We start from the raw sequence: 22640 nt of genomic DNA on the forward strand, positions 1-22640 counted from the left end.
GAATGGGTTATGTTCAGAGCATGATTAGATGGTAACAATGGAGGTGGAGAGTCAGTGAGAGCGGAACAGGTTAGAATCCAGAAAGAGACATTAAATGAAACAGCGTCGCTGCTTTTCCAGCTGCGAGCATTAATGCACCGCTGGGGTGATGAGGGATCTGAACGCATATATGAAGATTTACAAAACAAAGAGGGTGGGAATGAACTGACCCTTGCTTTTTGTGGACATTTTTCGGCGGGGAAATCCAGTATGATCAATCTTCTATGCGGCAGTTCAGTACTACCTTCTGGACCAGTGCCGACTAGTGCCAATATTGTTTCTATTCGCAGCGGGGTTCCAAGAGTGCTTATCTATCCTAGGGTTGAGGGAAGTAAAAATGAACTTGCTCCTATAGAGACAACACCAGAAAGATTACAGGAATACTGTCGAAATGGTGGAGATTATTCCGCGATTGAAGTATGGAATGAGATCCCACTGCTAAGCAAGCATGGCGTACTATTGGATACGCCTGGGGTAGATTCGACAGATGATGGCCATCAGGCGGCAACTCGCTCCGCGCTGCATTTGGCTGATGTCGTATTCTATGTAATGGACTATAACCATGTACAGTCAGAGAATAATTTGGCTTTTGCCAAAAATCTTAGTGACTGGGGTAAACCGTTGTATCTGATCGTTAATCAGATCGACAAGCACAGGGAACAAGAAATTTCTATTGAGGAATATAAACGTCAACTAGAACATGCTTTTGAACAGTGGGGGATTCATTGTGCGGGAATTCTGTTCACTTCTCTCAAAAAGAAAGAACACCCACTTAATCATTGGGATAATCTACTTAGCCTTATAACCGATTTGTTGGAGCAAAGAGAGCAACTACTTCAATATAGCCTATCTCGTTCCATCCATCATACAGCAGATTCTTCTTTAACTGCATTCCGTGAAGACCAGCAGGAGGAACGAGAAGCTCTCCTTGAAGAGCTGGAAGGATCAAATGCAGAGACTGTGACGAATGAACTGAGATCACTTGAGGAAGAGCAGGCACGACTTGAGGATCTGCCTCAGCTGTCACGAGCGAGCTTGCGAAATGGCCTCGACACCTTACTTAACAATGCTAATCTAATGCCTGCGGATGTAAGAGAGGCTTCGGGAAGCTATATGGAGAGCGTCAGCCCTACATTTAAGCTAGGGTTTTTCTCTACGGCTGCGCGGCGGGAGAAGGAACAAAGTAAACGATTGGCAGTCTGGCAAGGACTGTTGGCCCGAGAGGTTTCCGCCCAGCTGGAATGGTATTTGATTCAGCTGGTACGTGATTGGGCGGAGAATCTCGGGCTGTGGGAAGAGGAGGCGGAGACGACTCTGAAGCAAGGCTTCCCGGCGGTGAGCCAGGAGTGGCTGGCGGCTGCAGTTAAGCCGGGAATGGGCTCTAGTGGCGAGGCGCTGCTCAATTTCTGCCGCACCCTTGCGGCTGATATTAAGAGCCAGTTCCGCCGTGCGGCGTTGTTGGTTGGCGATGAGCTGCTAGCGAAGCTGCCATCGCTTATTGATGAGCGGCGCGCGGAGCTCCAGCGCCGTGAGCAGGCCCTTGCACGGCAGGCGCGCGCCGTAGCCGCGCTAGCCGCCCTGGACCGCGCGGCAGACGCCCGCGCGCACGAGCTCGCGGCGCTGCTGCCGCCGCGCCGGCCCTCACCCCCGGCATCCTGCCGGAGGTGAGGGTGACCCCGCGTGCGGCTGCGCAGAGCGCCGCAACGCGGGAGGCCCAGCCGCCGCAAAGCGCCGCGGCTGGAAGTGCCGCCGCCGCAAGCTGGGCGGCGGGCACGGCTTCGCCGGCGGGCGGACGCCGCCGGCTATCCGCAGCCGCGGACGCGCTGGCGGCTGCGGCAGAGCTGCTGCGCCGCGAGCCAGCGATGGCATCGGCGGCGCGGAATCTGGCGCTACGTGCGGAGGATCTCGCCGGCGGCCGTTTTACCCTTGCGCTGTTCGGTGCGTTCAGCGCGGGTAAGTCCTCCTTCGCCAATGCGTTGCTCGGCGAAGAAGTGCTGCCCGTGTCTCCACATCCCGCCACGGCTGCGGTCAACCGCATATTGGCGCCGGAAGGAGACTTCCGCCATGCCAGCGCGGTTGTAACGATGAAGACCATGGCAGATTTCTGGGATGACATCTGCCATTCCTTCAGTGTGCTGCAGCTTGGCGAGCCACAGCAGAACACATGGACTTCAGTACTTGCAAGCTTGCCTGCAAGGGGAATTCATCCCTCTGCGCTGCCGCATGCTGGATTTCTAAGGGCAGCAGCGGCTGGCTGGGCTGAAGCCGAGCCCTTGCTAGGAACGGTGCGAACCGTTGATTTAGAACAATACCGAGGCCTTGTAGCAGAGGAGACCCGGGCCTGCTTTGTGCAGGGAATTGATTTGTATTATGCCTGTCCCTTGACCGAAAGTGGGATAGTACTCGTGGATACACCAGGAGCCGATTCGCTACACGCTCGTCATACCGGCGTAACCTTTAATTACATGAAAAACGCAGATGCCATATGTTTTGTTACCTATTACAACCACGCTTTTTCAAAAGCAGATCGAGGTCTGCTTGCTCAGCTGGGCCGAATTAAAGATAGCTTTGCACTTGATAAAATGTTTTTTATTATCAATGCTTCCGATCTTGCTTCAGGAGAAGATGAATTGGAAGAGGTACGAGAGCATGTCGCTCAAAATTTACGTGCCGGTGGCTTACGCTCGCCGAGAATTTATGCGCTCTCCAGCTTGCTTGCTCTGGAAGGTAAAACTCAGCATAATTACGAACGCTATGAGGCTTCCCGGTTCCATCATTTTGAGCAAGCTTTATCCAGCTTTGCGGGAGATGAACTTCCTCAGCTTTCACTTAACGCAGCTGCAGAAAGTATCGCATCAGTTCGCCGCAGGGCGGAAGAGTGGCAAAATCTCGCTTCCAGGGCGGCAAACGAGCGTGAAGCTGGCTTAAAAGAAATGCAAGAACGTCGACAGTTAGCTATGAAACGGCTATCCCTTTTGGAGATGGAGGATCGCCCTAGCAGAGATCTTGTTCATGAAGGCGAAGAGCTGATCTATCATGTCTGTCAGCGAATTAGCTTCTCTTTCACCAGAAATTTTCAGGAATCCTTCCACCCCTCATTATTGCGTGAGGACGCAGGGAATTTAAAGGCTATATTTGCTGCGTGTGGTGCAGAGCTGATGCGTACCACCCAGCGTGAATTGGAGCAAGAGCTGTGGGCGACAACGCTGCGACTGGAGAGTACTGGGCGCAGACTTGTTCATGAAGCGGCTGAAGCTGCTGCTACTGAGCTACTCTTCTCTACTCAGGAGCTCCATCTAATGGAGAATGAAGAAGCGTCATGGCCTTCCCCTACTGAGCTGGAGTGCCAGCTTCAGTCCGTGGAATGGTCCACCTTATGGGGACATTTCAAATCCCCTCGGTATTTCTTTGAAGGCGCTGGCCGGGAACAAGTCAAAGGTGCAGCGGAGCCTCTTGTGAAAGAAGCTGTTAATACTGCGGCAGCAGCGCAGAAGAAAAAATTGCTTGCACATTATGTCGAATGTGTCGCCAGTGAGCTAAAGTCTGCTGCAGAGCGTTTGCAGGAAGGGTTAGCAGAGCAAGAGAAAGCGATGCTAGATCTCCTTAAAGGGGGTGAATCCGCAGATCATTGGGGTCAGTTAGGCCACCAATTATCCCTCTTGGAACATTCTTTCGTTGATATATTAGACAAAGATAATTGAAATTTGTAGGAAATTGTCGAAGAACACTTGCAATCTGGCGTATGATGGATGAAAATAAAGAAGCCTGAAAATATACAATGAAACTGTTCCGTTTTCAGAAATTTATGGAAACGAGATAGTCAATTTGCCGAAAGAGGTTGAAATCGACAATGTGGGGAGCTCCTTTTTCAGCTCAAAGCCGCAAGCTGCTGCTGCTGGGCAGCGGGGAACTGGGTAAGGAAGTCATAATCGAAGCTCAACGTCTTGGCGTAGAGACCGTAGCTGTAGACCGTTATAGCAATGCACCGGCGATGGGTGTAGCTCATCGTTCATATGTTATTGATATGCTGGATGCAGAGGCGCTTAAAGCGCTTATTCGCTCAGAGAAACCGGATGTAATCGTTCCAGAAATTGAGGCAATTGCCACTCACGCTCTTCAAGAGCTTGAGGAGGAGGGATTCTTCGTTGTTCCAACTGCCCGGGCAGCCCGTCTGACCATGGACAGAGAGGGCATTCGCCGACTTGCTGCGGAAGAGCTTGGTTTGCCAACAGCGGATTATCGTTTTGCAGATAGTCTGGAAGAGCTGCGCCAAGCCGTTGCGGAACTTGGCACTCCTTGTGTCATCAAGCCGATTATGAGTTCTTCCGGCAAAGGTCAGAGTGTTTGCAAAAGACCGGAGGATGCGGAAGATTGCTGGAACACTGCTTTAGATGGAGCGAGAGCCAAAGGGACTCGTGTTATCGTGGAAGCCTTTGTTACCTTTGAGAGCGAGATTACACTCTTAACGGTGCGTTCCGTGTCTGGCACGATATTTTGTCCTCCAATTGGGCATATTCAGAAGGATGGAGATTATGTCGAATCATGGCAGCCACACTTTATGAAGCCGGAACTTTTGGAGGAAGCGCAATCTATCGCTAAAGCAGTAACGGATCAGCTCGGAGGTTTCGGTATTTTTGGAGTGGAGCTGTTCTTGACGGATCGAGGCGTATTGTTTAGTGAAGTGTCACCTAGACCTCATGATACGGGGATGGTAACAATGGCGACGCAGGATTTATCTCAATTTGCAGTACATGTCAGAGCCATTCTTGGTTTTCCTGTCCAGTCAGTACAATTGCTGACACCAGGTGCCTCAGCTACGCTGAAGGCTGAAGGAGAAGGACGAGCTTTTGTTGTGACCGGAATTGGTGAAGCTTTAGAGCTTCCTAGGACTCAGGTTCGGGTGTTTGGTAAACCGGAAGTTCGTCCTGGGCGGCGGATGGCAGTAGCGTTAAGTGCAGCGGAAGATGTGGAAATCGCGCGGACGGTAGCCAAGCAGGCAGCGTCTATGCTAAAAGTGGAGGTAAATGAGGATGAACAGTAGTACACTGGCACCTGTACTGGAAATTCGCAAATGCGGCTTGAATGATCTGGAGAGAGTAACAGCGCTTCTGCGGGAATTCGGCTATCCAACAACGCTTAGCGTGATGAAAGAGAGACTCGAAAGCATGGAGAACAATCATCTCCAATGCACGCTTGTTGCAGAACTAAACAATGAAGTTGTGGGAATGGTCGGTCTTAGACAGGTAATCTCGTATTACAAACAGACAGATTGTATCACAGAGATTACTGCACTTATCGTATCAGAAGAACTTAGAGGAAACGGACTCGGCAAAAGACTTGTGGCCGCAGCAGAAGAATGGGCGCGTGAGCAAGGTTGCTGTCAGCTCTTCCTGAGAAGTGGCAACCGCGTAGAGCGAGCGCCGGCACATGCTTTTTATCGTCATATGGGTTTCGAAAAGACAGCAGGCTATCGCTTTAACAAAGCGTTGCTATAATACTTATAGGTTCCGATCATCCCCATCCCAGCTACGGCGGGATGGTTTTTTTTTGTTGCAGGATAATGCTTTGAAGTGGATCGTTTTTTAATATGTCGCCTTGTGATGTGCTAGATTTGGCAGACTATAGTTAGAAATTAGGCTGATGTTATAGGGAATCTCTCCTTATAAATCTGCCTTTTATGGTCAAAAACCCTATAATCAATAGTTGGCAGTCCAAACTCTCTATGTACGATCGCGCGAGAAGTTAATTTACACCATCCCTCTAACACTCAAACTTAACTGACATTACCCATTACTACCTCAATCCAATCAGGTAACTCGCCAGTTATTCACATCAATGAGACAACTCGGTTTGATTTTATCCATGGCACTAGCTAAAGCTGGCATCGAATTATAATTTAATGTATTTCATCATTACTCTATGTATTTCATTTCTCTATGTATTTCATTGCTCTATGTATTTCATTACTCTGTGTATTTCATTGCTCTATGTATTTCATTCCTCCATGTATTTCATATCCCTCAAAATCGCACTTTGTAGTTTTACACTAACTCTTTTAGTTTTTAGTGAATTGATTTAAATAACTAACCATAGATGGAATAGTTTGAATCATATAGAATGAATTTTATGACAGTTAAATAAATCGTTTCCAAAGAGGGATGAGAAATGTACAAGTTAATTCTTGCTGAAGATGAAGAAGATGTTAGAGAAGGGGTTATCGGGCAGATTGATTGGGAGCACTATGGCTTCGAAATTGTAGAACAGGCGGAGAACGGACGGGAGGCAGCGGATGCGATTGATCGTTTGCTCCCGGATGTGGTTGTGACCGATATACAAATGCCTTTTATGAACGGGCTGCAGCTGGCTGAATGGATTCGCGAGCGGCATCCTAATACCAAGATCATCATTTTGACGGGATATGATGAATTTGAATATGCACAGAAGGCGATTAAACTGCAAATCGATGAGTATATTTTGAAACCGTTCTCTTCGAAGGAATTGATTGATGTTCTGCTTAAGGTCAGAGCTACCATAGAGGCTGAAATCGCAGAAAAAGAAAATGTTTTTGTGCTCAGCGAGCATTATCGAAAAAGTCTGCCCGTACTGCGTGAACAATTTTTATCTTCACTAGTTTCACGCAGATTACGAATGAATGAAATAAACGAGAAAAGCTCGGAGTACGGAATAGATCTACATGGGAAATGGTTCCAAGCCTCCGTGATCAGTGTGGATTATATTCGTCCAGAGCGGGAAACGTTTGGCATTTCCGCAGGTAAGCAAATTTCTTTACGAGATACGGGAGAGAGAAATCTACAGCTATTTGCTGTGCTGAATATTGCTGAAGAATTATGTACTAAGCATGGTTTTGGCAGGGTATTTATCCATCGTGATGAGGTAGTGCTGCTTTCCATTTGTGATGCAGGTGAAAAAGTTGAAATAACAGGGAAGACCTTTGAGATTTTAGAAGAAATCCGCCAAAATGTGCAGCGGTTTCTGAAGCTAACGGTAACCGCTGGTTCTGGAACGGTATGTCACTCGCCTACTATGCTATTTAACTCCTTTGGAGATGCTATGCAAGCGTTAGATTATCGTCTCATTCTTGGCAATAACCGAGTCATTTGGATCGAGGATGTGGAGTCACGTTCTAATACACTCTTGGCCTATGATGAGCTGACCCAGCAGTCCTTAATTCGAACGATTAAGATGGGAACGGTACAGGAGCTAAAAGAGGTCGTTGAGGAGTTATTTGGCGGATTGGATGCTGAGCAGGTATCCACTCAGGATTATCAGATTTTTTTGCTGGAGATTATTACATCCATCCTGCGTGTAGCCAAAGAATCGGGGAGTGATGCTGCCAAGTTCATAGGGTCTGGCATTTCCTCATTAACTGAGATCAATAAATTCAACAGTATGAGCGAAGCCAAGCAATGGATTATTACGATCTGCAGCCGACTAATGGATTCCATTGCCTTAGAACGTCAATGCAGCTATAAACTACTCATTGATGAAGCCAAAGAATATATTCGCAGCCACTATGAGGAATCGGATATTTCTATCGGAAAAGTGTGTCAACATTTACATATAAGTACGGGGTATTTTAGCAGTATTTTTAAGAAGGAAATGAAGATGACATTTGTTAGTTATCTCTTACAAATTCGATTAGAGGCAGCTAAGGAGCTTTTGCGGTCCACAGAACTGAAGGCTTTTGAGATCGCCGAGAAAATTGGCTTTGCTGATCCTAACTATTTCAGCTTTTGCTTCCGCAAAAAATATGGTCAGTCTCCTAAAGAGTATAAAAACAGCTCCAGAGGAGGGTAGCCATGCGGCAAGAAAAGTCCTATTCCTTCCGACTGCGGCCTCAGCATCCAAAAGGGGGGAAACGTCGCTTGTCCTCCAAGCTGCGGAGCATTCAAGTGACGATTACGCTCACTTTTACATCCGTTGCCGTTCTAGTAGCTGTCGTAGTCAGCCTTATGCTGTATAACAAGTTTGCAAAAACAGCAGAAGAGAATGCCAATATGAATATGCAGCAGATTATTGAGCAAGTGAACTACAATCTGGAGCTTTACGTAAAGGGCATGCGAAATATTTTTGAAACAGCTGAAGATCAAATTACGAATAGTCCCTCCGTGGACTCCTCTTTACTGATGGAACGAATGGCAATGCTAATGGGCAGCAGAGAGGATCTGGTTTCTGCAGCGGTTTTTACACCACAGGGGAAATACGTCGTGGGTACTGCAGGACAGAAGCTGCGCAGCAACACACAGTTAGAAACACAGAGTTGGTTTACTTCGGCCAAAAAAACATCTGAGATCTCCTATTCAGCGCCTCATATTCAGAACTTGTTTAAGGGTCAATACATATGGGTCGTGTCTATCAGTAAACTAATTCAATATAAGGAAAATGGAGAATTGAAAACCGGTATCCTGCTGATGGATTTTAACTTTCGCACCATAGATGAGCTCAGCAAGCAGGTTAAGCTTGGGAAAAGAGGATACGCTTACATCCTCGATCAATTAGGTAATATCGTGTACCATCCACAGCAGCAGCTAATTTACGCTGGCTTAAAGTATGAGAATGTGGAGCCGGTACTGGAATATGCTTATCGCAGCTATTTGGATGAGTCTACAGGTGAAAAACGTTTTATCACAGTGCGCACGCTAGAACAGACCGGATGGAAGATAGTAGGTGTTGCTTATTATGATGAGATCGTAACCACCAAACGTGATCTTAACAACTTTTTGTCCTGGTTCTTAGCGGTAGTTATTTTATGTGTCATTATCGTATCTGTCTTCTTGTCTGCGCGTATTGCCCGCCCGATCCGTAAGCTGGAACGGACACTTCAGCAGGTAGGAGAAGGAGATCTCAATACCCGTATTGATGTCAGTGGCGCGTATGAGGTTGAGCAGTTGTCTAAGCGATTTAACCTCATGCTGCAGCGCATCCGTCAATTGATGGATCAAATTATTTATGAACAAGAGACCAAACGTAAGGGTGAACTTGAAGTGCTGCAATCCCAGATTAACCCGCACTTCCTGTACAATACCTTGAACTCTGTGATCCGACTCGCTGAACGTGGCAAGACCGAGGAGGTAATCACGATGATTCAGTCCTTATCGAAGTTTTTCCGAATTAGCCTAAGCAAAGGTAATAATATGATTACCGTACAGGAAGAGCTCGATCATATTCGTCATTACCTCGTCATTCAGAGCTTTCGTTTCAAAAATAAGTTCCGCTATGAAATCGTTGCGCAGGATGAAGTACTTCAGTGTCAGACCATTAAACTTATTTTGCAGCCGATTGTAGAGAACGCTTTGTATCACGGGATAGAAATGATGCCTGATGAAGGCTTTATCTCTATCCGAGCGGAGCTGAAGGACGATCTTGTCATCATACGGATTATTGATAATGGACTAGGAATGTCCAATGAGACAATGAAGGTGATTTTGACAGGTGGCAGTAAGAGTATGAATGGTTCCGGGGTTGGCGTAAGAAATGTGAACGAGCGTATTGAGTTGTACTATGGCCGTGAATATGGTCTTTCTTTTGAAAGTGAAATTGAAGAAGGCACTACGGTTACCCTTATCTTCCCGGCACTTGCAAAAGTTGAAGACAATGAAGGGCTTAAGGAGGATGAGACATCCGCATGAAAAACGTTCGTTTTTGGCTAACCTTGTTAATATGTGCGGTGTTATGGACTACGGTTACCTCTTGTTTTAATTCAGCGCCCAATTACATCAATACAAATAAGACTCGTAATATTCATCTCATTGTGAAAATGAACAGGGGCGATTACTGGAATACAGTTAAATTGGGGGCAGAGGCTGCAGCGCAGGAGTTCAACGTTAAATTAACCTTTAAGGCTCCGGACTCTGAGAGTGACATCACAGAACAGGTGAAAATGGTACAGGAATCCATTAAAGAAAAAGCAGACGTGATTATTTTAGCTGCAAGTAGTTATATGGGGCTTGCTCAGGTGGTAGATCAGGCCGCTTATTCCAAAATCCCTGTGATATCCGTTGATGCGGAAGTAGGTTCTGCAAGAGTAAGGACATATATTGGCTCGAACGGTTATGAGGCGGGGCAAAAATCTGCAGAAAGACTGATCAAGCTGTTGAAAGGATACGGCGAGGTGGGCATTATTAACTTCACCAGCTCCACTCAGAGTGAGAAGCAGGAGTCTTCCAACGGCATTGAGTATGGAGCAAGAGATGCGGAGGAGCGGGAAAAGGGATTTTTAAATTATACTGCTCGTTATCCGAATATACAGGTGGTTGAGATTTCTTACACGACGTCCAGCATTAAGGAAGCAGAAGAACTTACCCAGCTAATGCTGCTGAAGCACCCGAAACTTCGAGGAATCGCGAGCTTGAATGAGACGGCTTCACAGGGGGCGGCAATGGCTATCCAAAGCCGGGGACTGAAAAATATTAAAATGGTTGCCTTTGACAGCTCCCCTTCCATGATGGAACTGCTGCAGGATGGTGCTGTTCAAGCAACGGTCATCCAAAATCCATTTAACAACGGGTATTTGGCTGTAAAACATGCTGTTGAGGTGATCGAAGGTATCAATGTTCCAGAACGTGTCGATACAGGAACAAAAATAATTGATTTGGACAATATGTTATGGCCTGAGAATCAAAAGCTGTTATTTCCGTTCGTTAGATAGGAGCTATGTAAAGCTTATAAATTTCGTAAAACGGATACCATCCTTGAAATGGGGCGGTGTTCGTTTTTTTTGGGAATATAAGAAAATATAAATTTTTAAATGAAAAATATCCTTATATTTCTTCTTGGGTTCATTAGAATTTTTATAGTATTGAGTAGGATTTTATATTCGCAACCGTTTTCAGGTGAGGCATAATATGGATGTACCCGAGACGATCAGGGGCAAAACAAAAAAAGAAGTATAAATAGGAGGTCAATGAATAATGAAAAAAATCACTTCCGTTCTATTAGCTAGTGCATTGCTGGGTGCTGCTCTGACAGGCTGTGGTGGCAACAACAATACTACAAATAGTGCTGCAGACAATGGTAAAGCAACTAACGCTCCAAAGACTGAGAACTCGGGTGCTGCAACAGAAGCACCTAAAACAGAAACACCTAAAGTCGGGGTTGCCATTTACAAATTTGACGATACCTTTATGACAGGTGTTCGTAACGCTATCGATAGTGCTGCTAAAGGTATTGCTACAGTAGATATCGTAGACAGCCAAAATTCACAACCCACACAAAATGACAAGGTTGACTTATTCATCACTAAAAAATATAACGGGATGCTGATTAACCCAGTTGACCGTACCGCTGCTGGTGTCATTATCGAAAAAGCAAAAACAGCAAACATTCCAGTGGTATTCCTTAACCGCGAACCGCTTCCTGAAGATATGAAGAAATGGGATAAAGTTTATTACGTAGGTGCTAAAGCAGAAGAATCCGGCACAATGTCCGGCCAACTGATTGTTGATTACTGGAAAGCACACCCTGAAGCGGATAAGAACGGTGATGGTGTTCTCCAATACGTAATGCTGAAAGGCGAACCAGGACACCAAGATGCTGAGCTTCGTACTACTTACTCTATCCAAGCTATTGAAGATGCAGGAATCAAGGTAGAAAAACTGGCTGAAGATACAGCAATGTGGGATCGCGTAAAAGGACAAGAAAAAATGGCAGCCTTCCTTGGCTCCCACGGCGACAAAATCGAAGCTGTTCTTGCTAACAACGATGATATGGCCCTTGGTGCAATTGAAGCTCTGAAAGCTTCTGGCTACTTCACGGGTGACAAATTCATGCCGGTAGTAGGTGTAGATGCAACTGCTCCTGCGGTTCAAGCGCTGGAAGATGGAACGATGCTCGGTACGGTTCTAAATGATGCGAATAACCAAGGTAAAGCTGCCATCACGGTTGCTGCTCTGCTCGCTAAAGGCGAAACGCCTTCGAAAGACAATGTTGGTTTTGATATTACTGACAATCAATATGTCTGGATTTCTTATAAGAAGATTACTAAAGACAACGTAGCTGACGCTAAGTAATTACCCACGGATACTGATATATTCATGATCAAATGAAGGCACGGGGAGCGGATATCCGCTCCTCGGTATTTCTTTCAGGCAGGGAACAGGATGGAACCGCTGTGCCTCTCAAAAAAAGAAAAAAAGCGTAGGGGGCGTAACAACATGGAAAAAGCTGAGTTTTTGCTGGAAATGAACAACATCACTAAAGAATTCCCCGGCGTTAAAGCGCTGGATGATGTTAGTTTGAAGGTCAGACCGGGTTCAGTGCATGCACTTATGGGTGAAAATGGTGCCGGGAAGTCCACACTCATGAAATGTCTTTTTGGTATTTATTCACCGGATGCCGGTGAGATTTTTTTGGATGGTGAGAAGGCTTCTATCAGCAGCTCAAATGATGCGTTAAAAAGCGGCATCTCAATGATTCACCAGGAGCTGCATCCTGTGCCGTTCCGAAGTGTGATGGAGAATATCTGGCTAGGACGTTTTCCAACGAAGGGAATCGGACCGATTCAATTTATCGACCATAAGAAAATGTACACTGACACGGAAAATTTGTTTAAAGATCTGGATATCGATCTGAATCCCGAAACTTTAGTGGGTAAGCTGTCCGTATCCAAAATCCAATCCATTGAAATTGCGAAGGCTGTCTCTTTTCACTCCCGAGTTATTGTAATGGATGAACCTACTTCTTCTCTAACCAGTGTGGAAGTGGAACATTTATTCCGGATCATACGGGACCTAAGAAGTAGAGGCGTAGCTATTATCTATATATCTCACAAAATGGAAGAGATTCTTGAAATCTCTGATGAAGTTACTATTATGCGGGACGGTAAAAAAATAGGAACCTGGGCAGCGGCGGAATTAACTACTGATCTTATCATTTCCAAAATGGTGGGCCGCGATTTGACCAACCGATTCCCTGAACGCTTCAACGTACCAGGTGAAGTATACATGAAGGTGGAAGGGTTAACTTCCCCAGAGGAAAGATCTTTTAAAGATGTTTCTTTTGATTTAAGACGTGGAGAGGTCCTTGGTATTGGTGGTCTGGTAGGTGCCCAGAGAACTGAGGTTATTGAAGCGTTGTTCGGTTTGCGAGCTTTGAAATCTGGAACGATCTCTATTAAAGGCAAGAAGGTTAATATCAATTCTCCGAAGGATGCAAAGAAGCACGGAATGGCATTACTTACTGAAGAGCGGCGTGTAACAGGTATTTTTCCAGTCTTGTCTGTTCATGAGAATGGTGCGATTGCTAATCTACATCGTTACCAGAAACCGTACCTCCTACTGGATGGCAAGAAGAAAAAAGTGGAAGTCGATAAAATGATTGAAAAATTACGTACCAAAACGCCAACAACCAAAACGCTAATCATGAATCTTTCTGGTGGTAATCAGCAAAAGGTGCTGCTCGCCAGATGGCTGCTTACTGAGCCGGAGATCCTGCTTCTGGACGAGCCGACTCGCGGGATCGACGTAGGAGCTAAATTTGAGATTTACTCTATTATTGCCGACTTGGCCCAGCAAGGGAAGAGCATCATTATGATCTCCTCTGAAATGCCAGAGCTGCTCGGAATGTCTGACCGCGTAATGGTCATGTCGGAAGGTAGACTCACAGGTATACTAGAAGGCGAGCAAGCTACGGAAACCGAAGTTATGCGTCTCGCTGCACAGCATTAGGATAGGACTACAATGATAGTTTTGCTAGGCGAAACTAGATTAGGTTTACGAAGAGAGTTACTCTTCGCGTAACTTTAAGGAGGAACACTACTAATGAACGCTAAAAGAGCCCAATCTTTTATAACTCAAAATGCTATTTATATTGTCTTAGTACTTCTTATTATGGGTATAGCCTTATATGAACCGGCTTTTATCTCTGTAAATACTTTGCGAGACATTATGATCCAATCATCTACACGAATTATTATCGCGCTTGGTGTTGCTTTTATTCTTATTACGGCAGGTACTGACTTGTCCGCTGGACGGGTTGTAGGTTTTACAGCGGTTATTTCCGCTTCCATGCTGCAAATCCCGGAATATTCCCGTCGCTTTTTTCCAGACCTGCCGCAAGTGGAAGTATGGCTTCCAATTCTTATTGCTATCATTGCGGGTCTCCTCTGCGGGCTCGTAAATGGTTTTATTGTTTCTAAGCTTAACGTTCCACCGTTTATCGCGACACTAGGCACGATGGTTATCGTCTACGGTTTAAACTCCTTGTACTTCGATATGGACCCTAACCAATCCCAGCCAATTGGTGGTCTGCGTCCTGATTTCACCAAAATTGGATCCGGCTTTATAGGTAGTGGCCAATATTCAATCCCGTATATCGTTCTAATAGCCTTGGGTGTCGCCGCCATAGTGTGGGTGGTATTCAATAAAACCAAGCTGGGTAAGAACATGTACGCTATCGGTGGTAACATCCAGGCAGCTAAAGTATCCGGTATCGATGTTTCCAAGAATCTGATTTATATCTATGCCATTGCTGGTGCGCTTTATGGTCTGGCAGGCGTTCTGGAAGCTGCTAGAACAGGTGGAGCAACAAATAACTACGGTAACATGTATGAGCTTGATGCCATTGCTGCTTGTGTAGTGGGCGGTGTATCTACAACGGGTGGTATCGGTACTGTACCGGGTGTTCTTGTAGGGGTTATCATCTTTACCCTGATAAACTACGGTCTGACCTTTATCGGCATCAGCCCGTACTATCAATTGATTATCAAAGGTTTGATCATTATAGCCGCGGTCGCGTTTGATATGCGGAAGTATTCTTCGAAGAAGTAGCAGCGTGGACGCGTGGTGAGTAAGGGCTAACTCCGGGGAGCGTGGTGATTAAGAGCTAACTCCGGGGAATATTGGGCTTACGATCGCTGTTGTTCTCAGATTCCTTGAATGATACCGCAGTAGCGGTTGGAATCTGAGAACAAAGGCGACCACTTCGTTTCTACAGCTCCAAAATTCCCCTCCGTTATCCTCATCACCTCGCTTGTGTAGGGCAGATGAAGCGTTTGCTATATATCGCAAACGCTTTTTGGCCTGTCTGTTTCGATGGCTTCGCTCCGAAACGGGATTGGTAAAAACTAAATTAGTCTTAAACACCTTACGTAAAACCGTGACAGCCAACACTCGTCTCAACCGCCACAGCCACAGCTAACGCCGCTATACCTAACGCCATCAGCAACTGTAGCCGCAACCCCACCCCCACCTGACTTAACCACGGCCAAGTCTATCCTCTATTCCAAGTAGACATTTCCACTCATTATTGTGGTGAATCAACGGTATAAATCCCGTAGAATCGGCTGAAACGAGCTGCAAGTAGTGAATGAACGGTATAAATCCCGTAGATTCGGCTGAATTGAGCTACAAGTGGTAAATGAACGGTATAAATCCCGTAGAATCGACTGAATTGAGCTGCAAGTGGTAAATGAACGGTATAAATCCCGTAGATTCGGCTGATTTGAGCTACAAGTGGTAAATGAAACGTATAAATCCCGTAGAATCGGCTGAATTGAGTTACAAGTGGTAAATGAACGGTATAAATCCCATAGAATCGGCTGAAATAAGTTATATGAAGCCGAAGCATGAAGAAAGAAGGGCATAAATGCCCCAGATTTAGCCGAAACGGGCCATAATGGAAGAATAAGGGGCATAAATGCACCAGAAATAGCCGAAACGAGCCATAGTGGAAGAATAAGGGGCATAAATGCTCCAGAAATAGCCGAAACGGGCCATAGTGGAAGAATGAAGGGCATAAATGCTCCAGAAATAGCCGAAACGAGCCATAATGGAAGAAAGAAGGGCATAAATGCTCCAGAAATAGCCGAAACGAGCCATAATGGAAGAATAAGGGGCATAAATGCTCCAGAATTAGCCGAGACGAGCTAAAGTGGAAGAGTAGGAGGATAACTACCTTTAATTGGTAGAAACGAGCTACATAGTGAGATAGTGTTGACGAAACACGCTGATAGCATCGGAGAGAACGGAAGGATTGTCTACAAGCGTAGCGTTCGCCTTAGTCTCCAAATTTCGTCCGAACCTACGGTACAAATCAAGAAATTTGGAGACAACAGCGATAGGAGCAACGTTCCATTCGCGGATCGACCACTCAGCACATAACGCATCATCAAACGCAACCCAATACTAACTCTTCACATCATACGTTACTCCCCGCACCAGCCCGACCCGTCGTAGTCCCGCCATCCATAGTCCCCCCGCCCGCAAGCGCCGCCCCCGCAAGCTCCGCCTCACCACCCGCACTACCATCAGCCCGCGTCCCCCTGCCTCCCTCGCGCGCCCCCCACAGCCTATTCGCCTCATGCCGCTCCACCTACCACTTACCACAAACCCTCTCACCACATCTCCAAGATCAAAAAGCACATAAACCAACATTCTCCCATATTCTATAGGCAAATGCCTTTGTTAAAGGGGAGCGACTGGATGTTAAGAATTAGATTGAATGAGCTGGGGAAAGGGAATGACAATGGCACGTTACAAGCGGATGTATGGAGATGGGACGGCATTGGCTGGAACGAATATATTACACAGCAAGATGAAGATTTCATACGCACAGAAGAGGAGCTATTCGTTACGATTCCAGCAGAAGCGGGATTATATCGTGTAGACTACTCTAATAAGCCTTACGAGCCGCCGTATCTATTGCCGGAGTGGGTTGAGGACGAACTACGGACTACGGGTCTACATCCGGCACCTTTTAATCTGAAAGAGGGCACGCTTTGGGGATACATTAATGATGAAGGTCGGGCTCAGATTGAACCTAGATACGAATATGCAGAGGATTTTCAGAAGAATGGGTTAGCCATTGTACAGCGAAAAAACAGCAGTGGACTGATCGACAGAACTGGACGGGAGCGGGTAAAGCCCATTTACTCGTTTATTGCCCCTTTTTCAGAAGGACGCGCAGTAGTAGCTGATGCGAAAGGATACACCTTTATCGATGAAAAAGGAAAAGAAGTGACTCCAGCCCGTTATGATTATCTGAACTCATTGCATGAAGGACTTGCATTATTTTCAAAACAAAATACGACTGGCGGCGTGTCACTTTACGGTTATGTAGATGCCCAAGGCAAAGAGGTACTGCCTGCCATTTATGAGGACGCCAATGATTTCATGAACGGTGTGGCTTTGGTTAAGATTAAGGAAGGTGAGTACGCGCTCATTGACCCTGAAGGGAAAATTCTGCATACGTACAATTATCCTTTCGTAGGGAGTCCGGGTGATGGGCTGCTCTCTTATCAAGCGACTGCGAACGGTAAATATGGCTATTTAAACACGGATGGTACGGTAGCTATTCAGCCGCAATTTACTTCTGCTTTACCTTTCTCAGAGGGGCGGGCGGTTGTAAATACCGCTGAGAACTATGGTAACGCCTACGGGCTGATAGATAAACAAGGAAGAATGATCATCCCTGCAAAATATTATGTAGTACTACAGCTTGGTGAAGGCAGAGTAGCCATAGGAACACCAGTGTACCCTGATCAGCCCTATCGTGGCTCACGCTATATTATCGCTGATGCAGAGACAGGAGCGATTTTGAGCAACCATACGTTGCTTGGTGTGAATAACTATCAGGACGGACTGGCGTCTGTGTATGATGCTAAGGAGACCTTTTTTATAGATCGAACTGGAAAAAGAGCCGCTCAGCCTCCTGTCATTCCAGGGATGGGAACACTTACGCTTAGTGGACGTTTGATTAGAGCAGATGTAGATCAACGCACATCATATTATGATCGTCAAGGCAAGCAAATTTGGAGACAAAATGGAGTCATCCCGCTGAGACCTCCGTATTCTGTAGTGGAGAAGAAATATAAACCGAACAGGGATTACTTGGTCTATTATCCGGTCGTTGAAGGGATTGCCAGCTCGGAAGTTTCGAGAGAGGTAAATGATAAACTGCGCAAGCTGTCACTCGCTGAAGATGCTGGTAGCGGCGGGCCTTCTCAGGACTTTAGTTATAATGGTGACTTTTCAGTATCCTTCTTCCGCAAAAACCTCCTAGTGCTGGAGCTAACAGGTTACCGTTATCCTTTTGGAGCAGCCCACGGCATGCCTACCAAAATCTATACACATACTAATTTACGTAATGGAAGGTTCTATAAGCTAGGTGATTTGTTCAAGCCCGGTAGTAGATATGTAGAGAAGCTTAGTAAAATCGTGGGTAAGCAGATTGAGAACGATCCCCAGTATTCATATGTTTTTCCGGATGCCTATAAAGGAATTACCTCGGATCAGCCTTTCTTTGTTGATAATGAGGCGTTATATCTTTATTTCGCACCATATGAGATTGCTCCGTATGCTGCGGGTTTTCCAACCTTCCGTATTCCTTACGCAGAAATTATGGGGCTTATCTCTACTGAGGGAGAATTTTGGCAGTCGTTTCACTAGATACCTGATATCCATAAGCATACAGAAGTTGCCGTTCTCTTTAGAATGGCGACTTTTGTATGCTTTTTTTCGCAAATATCGAATGCATTTAAGATTAAAAAACTTACAATCAAGACTATTAAATGTTAAAAATTAGAAGCGCACAGCTGATAGATTTATGCTACAATGACTGAGGAACAAATTACAACTTTGTAACATTTGTAGCTGGTCACTCTAAGCAGAAACATATATTACACACAAGAAAGAGGAGATGGCAGAATGAAGAACAAGAGATTAAGAGCAATTATTGGTGGTAGTGTAGCAGCTGTTATGGCACTTAGTATTTCTCTTCCACTCGAAGCGAATGCAGCCTCAGCAGAAGTAACATTAGTTAAATCAGGTACTAGCTATGAGCAAGTTTTACAATATTTAAAACAAGCTAACCTACAGGGATTCCCTATTTTTAATAGCACAATCGTGGTGTCCAAGCCTCAAACAGGAACGGTACCGAATAAAGATACTTCCACTGGAACTCCGGTTACAAAGCCTTCGGATACGACAACTGTAACTAAGCCTGTAACTAAGCCTGTGACTAAGCCAGCAACCAAGCCAGTAACTAAGCCGACTGATACTACAACAAATACAGGTGCTGCGACTAATAAAGGAACTTATGTTCAACAGATCGTAACATTGGTAAATAAAGAACGTGCAGCAGCTGGTCTGAAGCCCGTGTCTGGATTGGATAGTATTCATAAAGTAGCCGCTGCAAAAGCTACGGATATGCGTACTAACAACTATTTTTCACACACTTCACCTACGTACGGTTCACCATTTGATATGATGAAATCTTTTGGAGTCACTTATAAAGCAGCAGGCGAGAATATCGCTATGGGTCAAAAAACACCAGAAGAAGTAATGAAAGGTTGGATGAATAGTCCTGGTCACCGCGCCAATATTTTGAATCCTAACTTTAATTATATCGGTGTTGGTTATGACAATAACTACTGGGTTCAGATGTTTGTTGGTAAATAAATATTATTGGATTCGAACGTTCTCCGATGAAAATCGGGGAACGTTTTTTGTGTGAAGGAACTTTTATCAATGAATTTTTTTGATTTTTTCGTATCCAAAACTGGGTCGAATTACTGTAGCAGTTGGATTTATTTCTATAATAGACATTTGCAAAACCGGTAGGGAAGATTTATGTTTATGTACATAGTTAAGATATTTGTAAAATGTGGAACAATACATAATAGAACGGCACACGGAGGGATGGCTTTGAATGATTCAAAGTGGACATGGCGCACTGTCAGCCTGATTTCCATAGTAACAACAATAATTCTAATTGTAGGTTTAGTTTATGCAGTCAGAGACATCATCTATCCGGTTGGAGAAGCGTCAGTGACTAACTTACCCCAGCAAACAGCCGCTCCAGTGACGGAGACTGTTAAGAAGCTCAAAGTCGTTGCGCTCGGAGATTCGCTAACCAAGGGAACTGGTGATAACACCGGAGAAGGATTTGTTAAGCGTACGGTTAGCGGTTTATCCGCTAAAGGTGTCGAAGTCGATTTACTAGGTAATATGGGGATTAATGGTTTAACAACTGCAGGACTGCAAAGCAAGCTGGATGAAGATGGTGTAGATTACGCGCTGCATATGGCGAATGTCATTCTGCTCTCGATCGGAGGGAATGATTTATTCAAGGACTCAAATATTTTACAGAATAGTGGGGCACTTCAAAGTGAATCCACAACCGATCAAGAGCTGACCCCAGAGTCTTTGCTAGCAGCGCTTCCAGAAGCAGCTGGCCGATTGGGTAAGATTCTTGAAAAGATCGCGGAGATCAATCCGAACGCTCAAATTTATTATATGGGGCTATATAACCCCTTTGGAGATATACCAGATCTACTTGTTCCAGGCAATCAGGCGGTTACAATGTGGAATAATGCGGCAATGGATATTATTAATAAGCACAGCAATATGACCTTGGTGCCTACCTTTGATTTGTTTAACAGGCATTTGGCCGAATACCTATCTACGGATCATTTTCATCCGAATGGCGATGGATATCAACGAGTCGCAGAGAGATTCATTCAGGCAATACACTAGAACACAGGTGGGTACCAGTTTTCTAAGGAAGATGATTTGTGTTAGTTAAATATCCTTTGAGCAAGTACTAGCCGAGGAAATGACAGTAACAAGGAGCTAAGCAGAATATGACAAAAGCGAACAGTGGAGAATCCAGCCCGGTCGTGTTGTCTGTAGACGGGGTACGGAAAAAAATAGGACGAAAGTGGATTATTGATGATGTTACCTTTGATGTGAGAGAAGGAGAAATCTTCGGCTTCCTCGGACCAAATGGAGCTGGGAAGACGACTACGATTCGAATGCTTGTCGATTTGATTCGTCCCAGCGAGGGCAAGATTACGGTATGTGGTTACAATGTGAACCGAAATCCGGAAAAAGCATTGCAATATGTTGGCTCTATCGTTGAGAACCCCGAGGTATATACCTATTTGACGGGATGGGAGAATTTACAGCATTTTGCCCGAATGCAGCCTGGCATAGATAATGCACGTATTAGCGAAGTGGTAGATATCGTTCGTTTAGATCAACGAATCCATGATAAGGTAAGTACATATTCGCTTGGGATGAGACAGCGTTTAGGTATAGCGCAAGCGCTGCTGGGACGTCCGCGTCTGCTTATTCTGGACGAGCCTACAAATGGCCTTGATCCTAAAGGCATTAAGGAGTTGCGAGAATTTATACGCAAGCTGGCAGATGAGGGACTAGCCGTGTTCGTGTCAAGTCATCTGCTTAGCGAAATCCAGCTTCTCTGTGACCGTGTAGCGATTATAAGTAAGGGGCGAGTATTAGCAGTAGGTGCGGTGGAAGAGCTAATCGCTCGAAATTCGCCGTATGTTCTTTGGGAGCTGGAGCCCTTTGCTGAAGCTCGGGCATTGCTGGCTGATCGCCTAGACATTCAGATTCAAGAGCTGGAAGACGTTACCTTGGATGATTCTATTATTGCAGGTATGGGTTCGAATTCTTTAATCACAATTATGGATCAGGACTTGATTCCTGAGATTGTGGCCGTAATGGTGGCTGCTGAAATCGAAGTTAGAGCTGTGCATAAAATCAATCCGACACTGGAACAGCTATTCTTGAAACTAACGGAGGGTGAGAACGTTGAATAATATGCTTCCGCTAATCCGTAACGAATGTTTAAAAATCATAAAAAAGAAACGGTTTTATGTTATACTGCTGATTCTGATTGTACTGGTGCCTATGTTCACCTACGCCCAAATGCGCTCAGCTGAGCGTAGCCGAGATAAATTCAACTCCGATTGGCGCCTGGAGATCCAGCAGCAGATCATTGATAATCAAAATTCTTTGGGTAGTGACCGAATTCCAGAGGAATGGAAGACTTATCGGCGAATATTTGTACAGCAGCTTCAGTATTACCTTCACCATGATGTGAATCCGAATGAGCCAAGCGGTGTTACTTTTACCCGTGAGTTTATGGATAATTCGGTTACTTTATTTATTCCGCTGCTCATCATGGCGGTTGCCTCGGATTTGGTCTCTGCGGAGCGAACTACAGGGACGATCAAAATGTTGCTGACAAGGCCAGTTAAGCGCTGGAAAGTTTTGTTTAGTAAAATGGCGGCATTACTTATGTTTGTTTCACTTATCGTTCTTTCTACCTTTGTGATCAGCTACCTAATCTCTGGTCTGGCTTTTGGATATAAGGGCTTTAATATCCCTGTATTTACAGGCTTTACGATCAGTGGGGACTCGGTAGATATGTCTACTGTACATGCAGTACCACAGTGGAAATATATGCTTATGCAAGGTGGATTGATTTGGTTCGTAAGCGTCGTAGTTGCCCTACTTGCTTTTATGATCTCGGTATTGGTAAGAAGCACGGCTGCTAGTATAGTGGTCATGATGGCAGCGCTGATCGCTGGAAATATTTTGACCAACATGGCTGCATCCTGGACAACCGCGAAATATTTATTTATGGTAAATCTTGGACTGACCGGTTATTTGTCGGGAACTCCCGCCCCCATAGAGGGGATGTCCTTGTCATTTTCGATGGCTGTGCTAGCTGTATGGGGGGCCGCTTCGGTGATCATTTCATTCGCCGTCTTTACGAAAAGGGATATTTTGAATTAGAATGTACAAAGTGACGAAAACGTTTGTTTGCATTTTAAG

18 protein-coding genes are annotated in these 22640 nt (G+C 45.3%); 15 read left to right on the forward strand and 3 right to left on the reverse strand.

Features of this window, described 5'->3' with window-relative positions:
* The first annotated feature begins 54 nt into the window (after nt 1-54).
* From NSS67_RS13025 to mglC, 10 genes are all read left to right on the forward strand, one after another.
* Entirely contained in the window at nt 55-1707 is a 1653-nt protein-coding gene (locus NSS67_RS13025) for a dynamin family protein (RefSeq protein WP_339319920.1), read from the forward strand.
* 2 nt (nt 1708-1709) lie between these two features.
* Entirely contained in the window at nt 1710-3740 is a 2031-nt protein-coding gene (locus NSS67_RS13030) for a dynamin family protein (RefSeq protein WP_339319921.1), read from the forward strand.
* A 149-nt stretch (nt 3741-3889) separates the two neighbouring features.
* A complete protein-coding gene (purT, locus tag NSS67_RS13035) occupies nt 3890-5080 on the forward strand; it encodes a formate-dependent phosphoribosylglycinamide formyltransferase (protein WP_339320589.1) in 1191 nt (396 codons plus the stop codon).
* Complete coding sequence (locus tag NSS67_RS13040; protein WP_339319922.1) at nt 5070-5534, forward strand: GNAT family N-acetyltransferase; 465 nt, start codon at nt 5070-5072, stop codon at nt 5532-5534. Before purT ends, NSS67_RS13040 begins: the two co-directional genes overlap by 11 nt.
* A gap of 670 nt (nt 5535-6204) precedes the next feature.
* Nucleotides 6205-7857, forward strand: coding sequence for a response regulator (locus tag NSS67_RS13045; protein WP_339319923.1), 1653 nt, complete (start codon nt 6205-6207; stop codon nt 7855-7857).
* A 2-nt stretch (nt 7858-7859) separates the two neighbouring features.
* Entirely contained in the window at nt 7860-9689 is a 1830-nt protein-coding gene (locus NSS67_RS13050; protein ID WP_339319924.1) for a sensor histidine kinase, read from the forward strand.
* Complete coding sequence (locus NSS67_RS13055) at nt 9686-10708, forward strand: substrate-binding domain-containing protein (protein ID WP_339319925.1); 1023 nt, start codon at nt 9686-9688, stop codon at nt 10706-10708. The genes NSS67_RS13050 and NSS67_RS13055 overlap by 4 nt, the downstream gene beginning before the upstream one ends.
* A 262-nt stretch (nt 10709-10970) precedes the next feature.
* Nucleotides 10971-12068 carry a galactose ABC transporter substrate-binding protein gene (locus NSS67_RS13060; RefSeq protein ID WP_339319926.1) on the forward strand — a complete coding sequence of 366 codons (1098 nt, stop codon included), beginning with the start codon at nt 10971-10973 and terminating at the stop codon, nt 12066-12068.
* A gap of 144 nt (nt 12069-12212) precedes the next feature.
* Nucleotides 12213-13724 carry a sugar ABC transporter ATP-binding protein gene (locus NSS67_RS13065; protein WP_339319927.1) on the forward strand — a complete coding sequence of 504 codons (1512 nt, stop codon included), beginning with the start codon at nt 12213-12215 and terminating at the stop codon, nt 13722-13724.
* 93 nt (nt 13725-13817) lie between these two features.
* Complete coding sequence (gene mglC / locus NSS67_RS13070; RefSeq protein WP_060622771.1) at nt 13818-14825, forward strand: galactose/methyl galactoside ABC transporter permease MglC; 1008 nt, start codon at nt 13818-13820, stop codon at nt 14823-14825.
* Between the two features lie 475 nt (nt 14826-15300).
* Here the strand turns inward: mglC and NSS67_RS13075 are convergent, their stop codons facing one another.
* The 3 genes from NSS67_RS13075 to NSS67_RS13085 form a co-directional block, all read right to left on the reverse strand.
* Nucleotides 15301-15624 (reverse strand): hypothetical protein, encoded by a 324-nt coding sequence (locus NSS67_RS13075; RefSeq protein ID WP_339319928.1) that lies wholly within the window; start codon nt 15622-15624, stop codon nt 15301-15303.
* Nucleotides 15625-15653: 29 nt separating this feature from the next.
* The gene (locus tag NSS67_RS13080; protein ID WP_339319929.1) at nt 15654-15875 is read right to left on the reverse strand and encodes a hypothetical protein; all 222 of its coding nucleotides are present in this window, start codon (nt 15873-15875) and stop codon (nt 15654-15656) included.
* Between the two features lie 319 nt (nt 15876-16194).
* The gene (locus NSS67_RS13085; protein WP_339319930.1) at nt 16195-16368 is read right to left on the reverse strand and encodes a hypothetical protein; all 174 of its coding nucleotides are present in this window, start codon (nt 16366-16368) and stop codon (nt 16195-16197) included.
* A gap of 110 nt (nt 16369-16478) precedes the next feature.
* Here NSS67_RS13085 and NSS67_RS13090 point away from each other — a divergent pair, with 110 nt between their 5' ends.
* The 5 genes from NSS67_RS13090 to NSS67_RS13110 all read left to right on the forward strand — a co-directional run bounded on the left by NSS67_RS13090 (nt 16479) and on the right by NSS67_RS13110 (nt 22601).
* Nucleotides 16479-18443: a WG repeat-containing protein gene (locus NSS67_RS13090; protein WP_339319931.1), complete on the forward strand. Its 1965-nt coding sequence runs from the start codon at nt 16479-16481 to the stop codon at nt 18441-18443.
* Nucleotides 18444-18701: 258 nt separating this feature from the next.
* Entirely contained in the window at nt 18702-19454 is a 753-nt protein-coding gene (locus NSS67_RS13095) for a CAP domain-containing protein (protein ID WP_339319932.1), read from the forward strand.
* Between the two features lie 240 nt (nt 19455-19694).
* A complete protein-coding gene (locus NSS67_RS13100) occupies nt 19695-20531 on the forward strand; it encodes a GDSL-type esterase/lipase family protein (protein WP_339319933.1) in 837 nt (278 codons plus the stop codon).
* 107 nt (nt 20532-20638) lie between these two features.
* Nucleotides 20639-21619 (forward strand): ABC transporter ATP-binding protein, encoded by a 981-nt coding sequence (locus NSS67_RS13105; protein WP_339319934.1) that lies wholly within the window; start codon nt 20639-20641, stop codon nt 21617-21619.
* Nucleotides 21612-22601 (forward strand): ABC transporter permease, encoded by a 990-nt coding sequence (locus tag NSS67_RS13110; protein ID WP_339319935.1) that lies wholly within the window; start codon nt 21612-21614, stop codon nt 22599-22601. Before NSS67_RS13105 ends, NSS67_RS13110 begins: the two co-directional genes overlap by 8 nt.
* Nucleotides 22602-22640 lie beyond the last annotated feature (39 nt).

Origin of the sequence: Paenibacillus sp. FSL R10-2734, assembly GCF_037963865.1 — a bacterium.
Taxonomy (GTDB): Bacteria; Bacillota; Bacilli; order Paenibacillales; family Paenibacillaceae; genus Paenibacillus_AQ.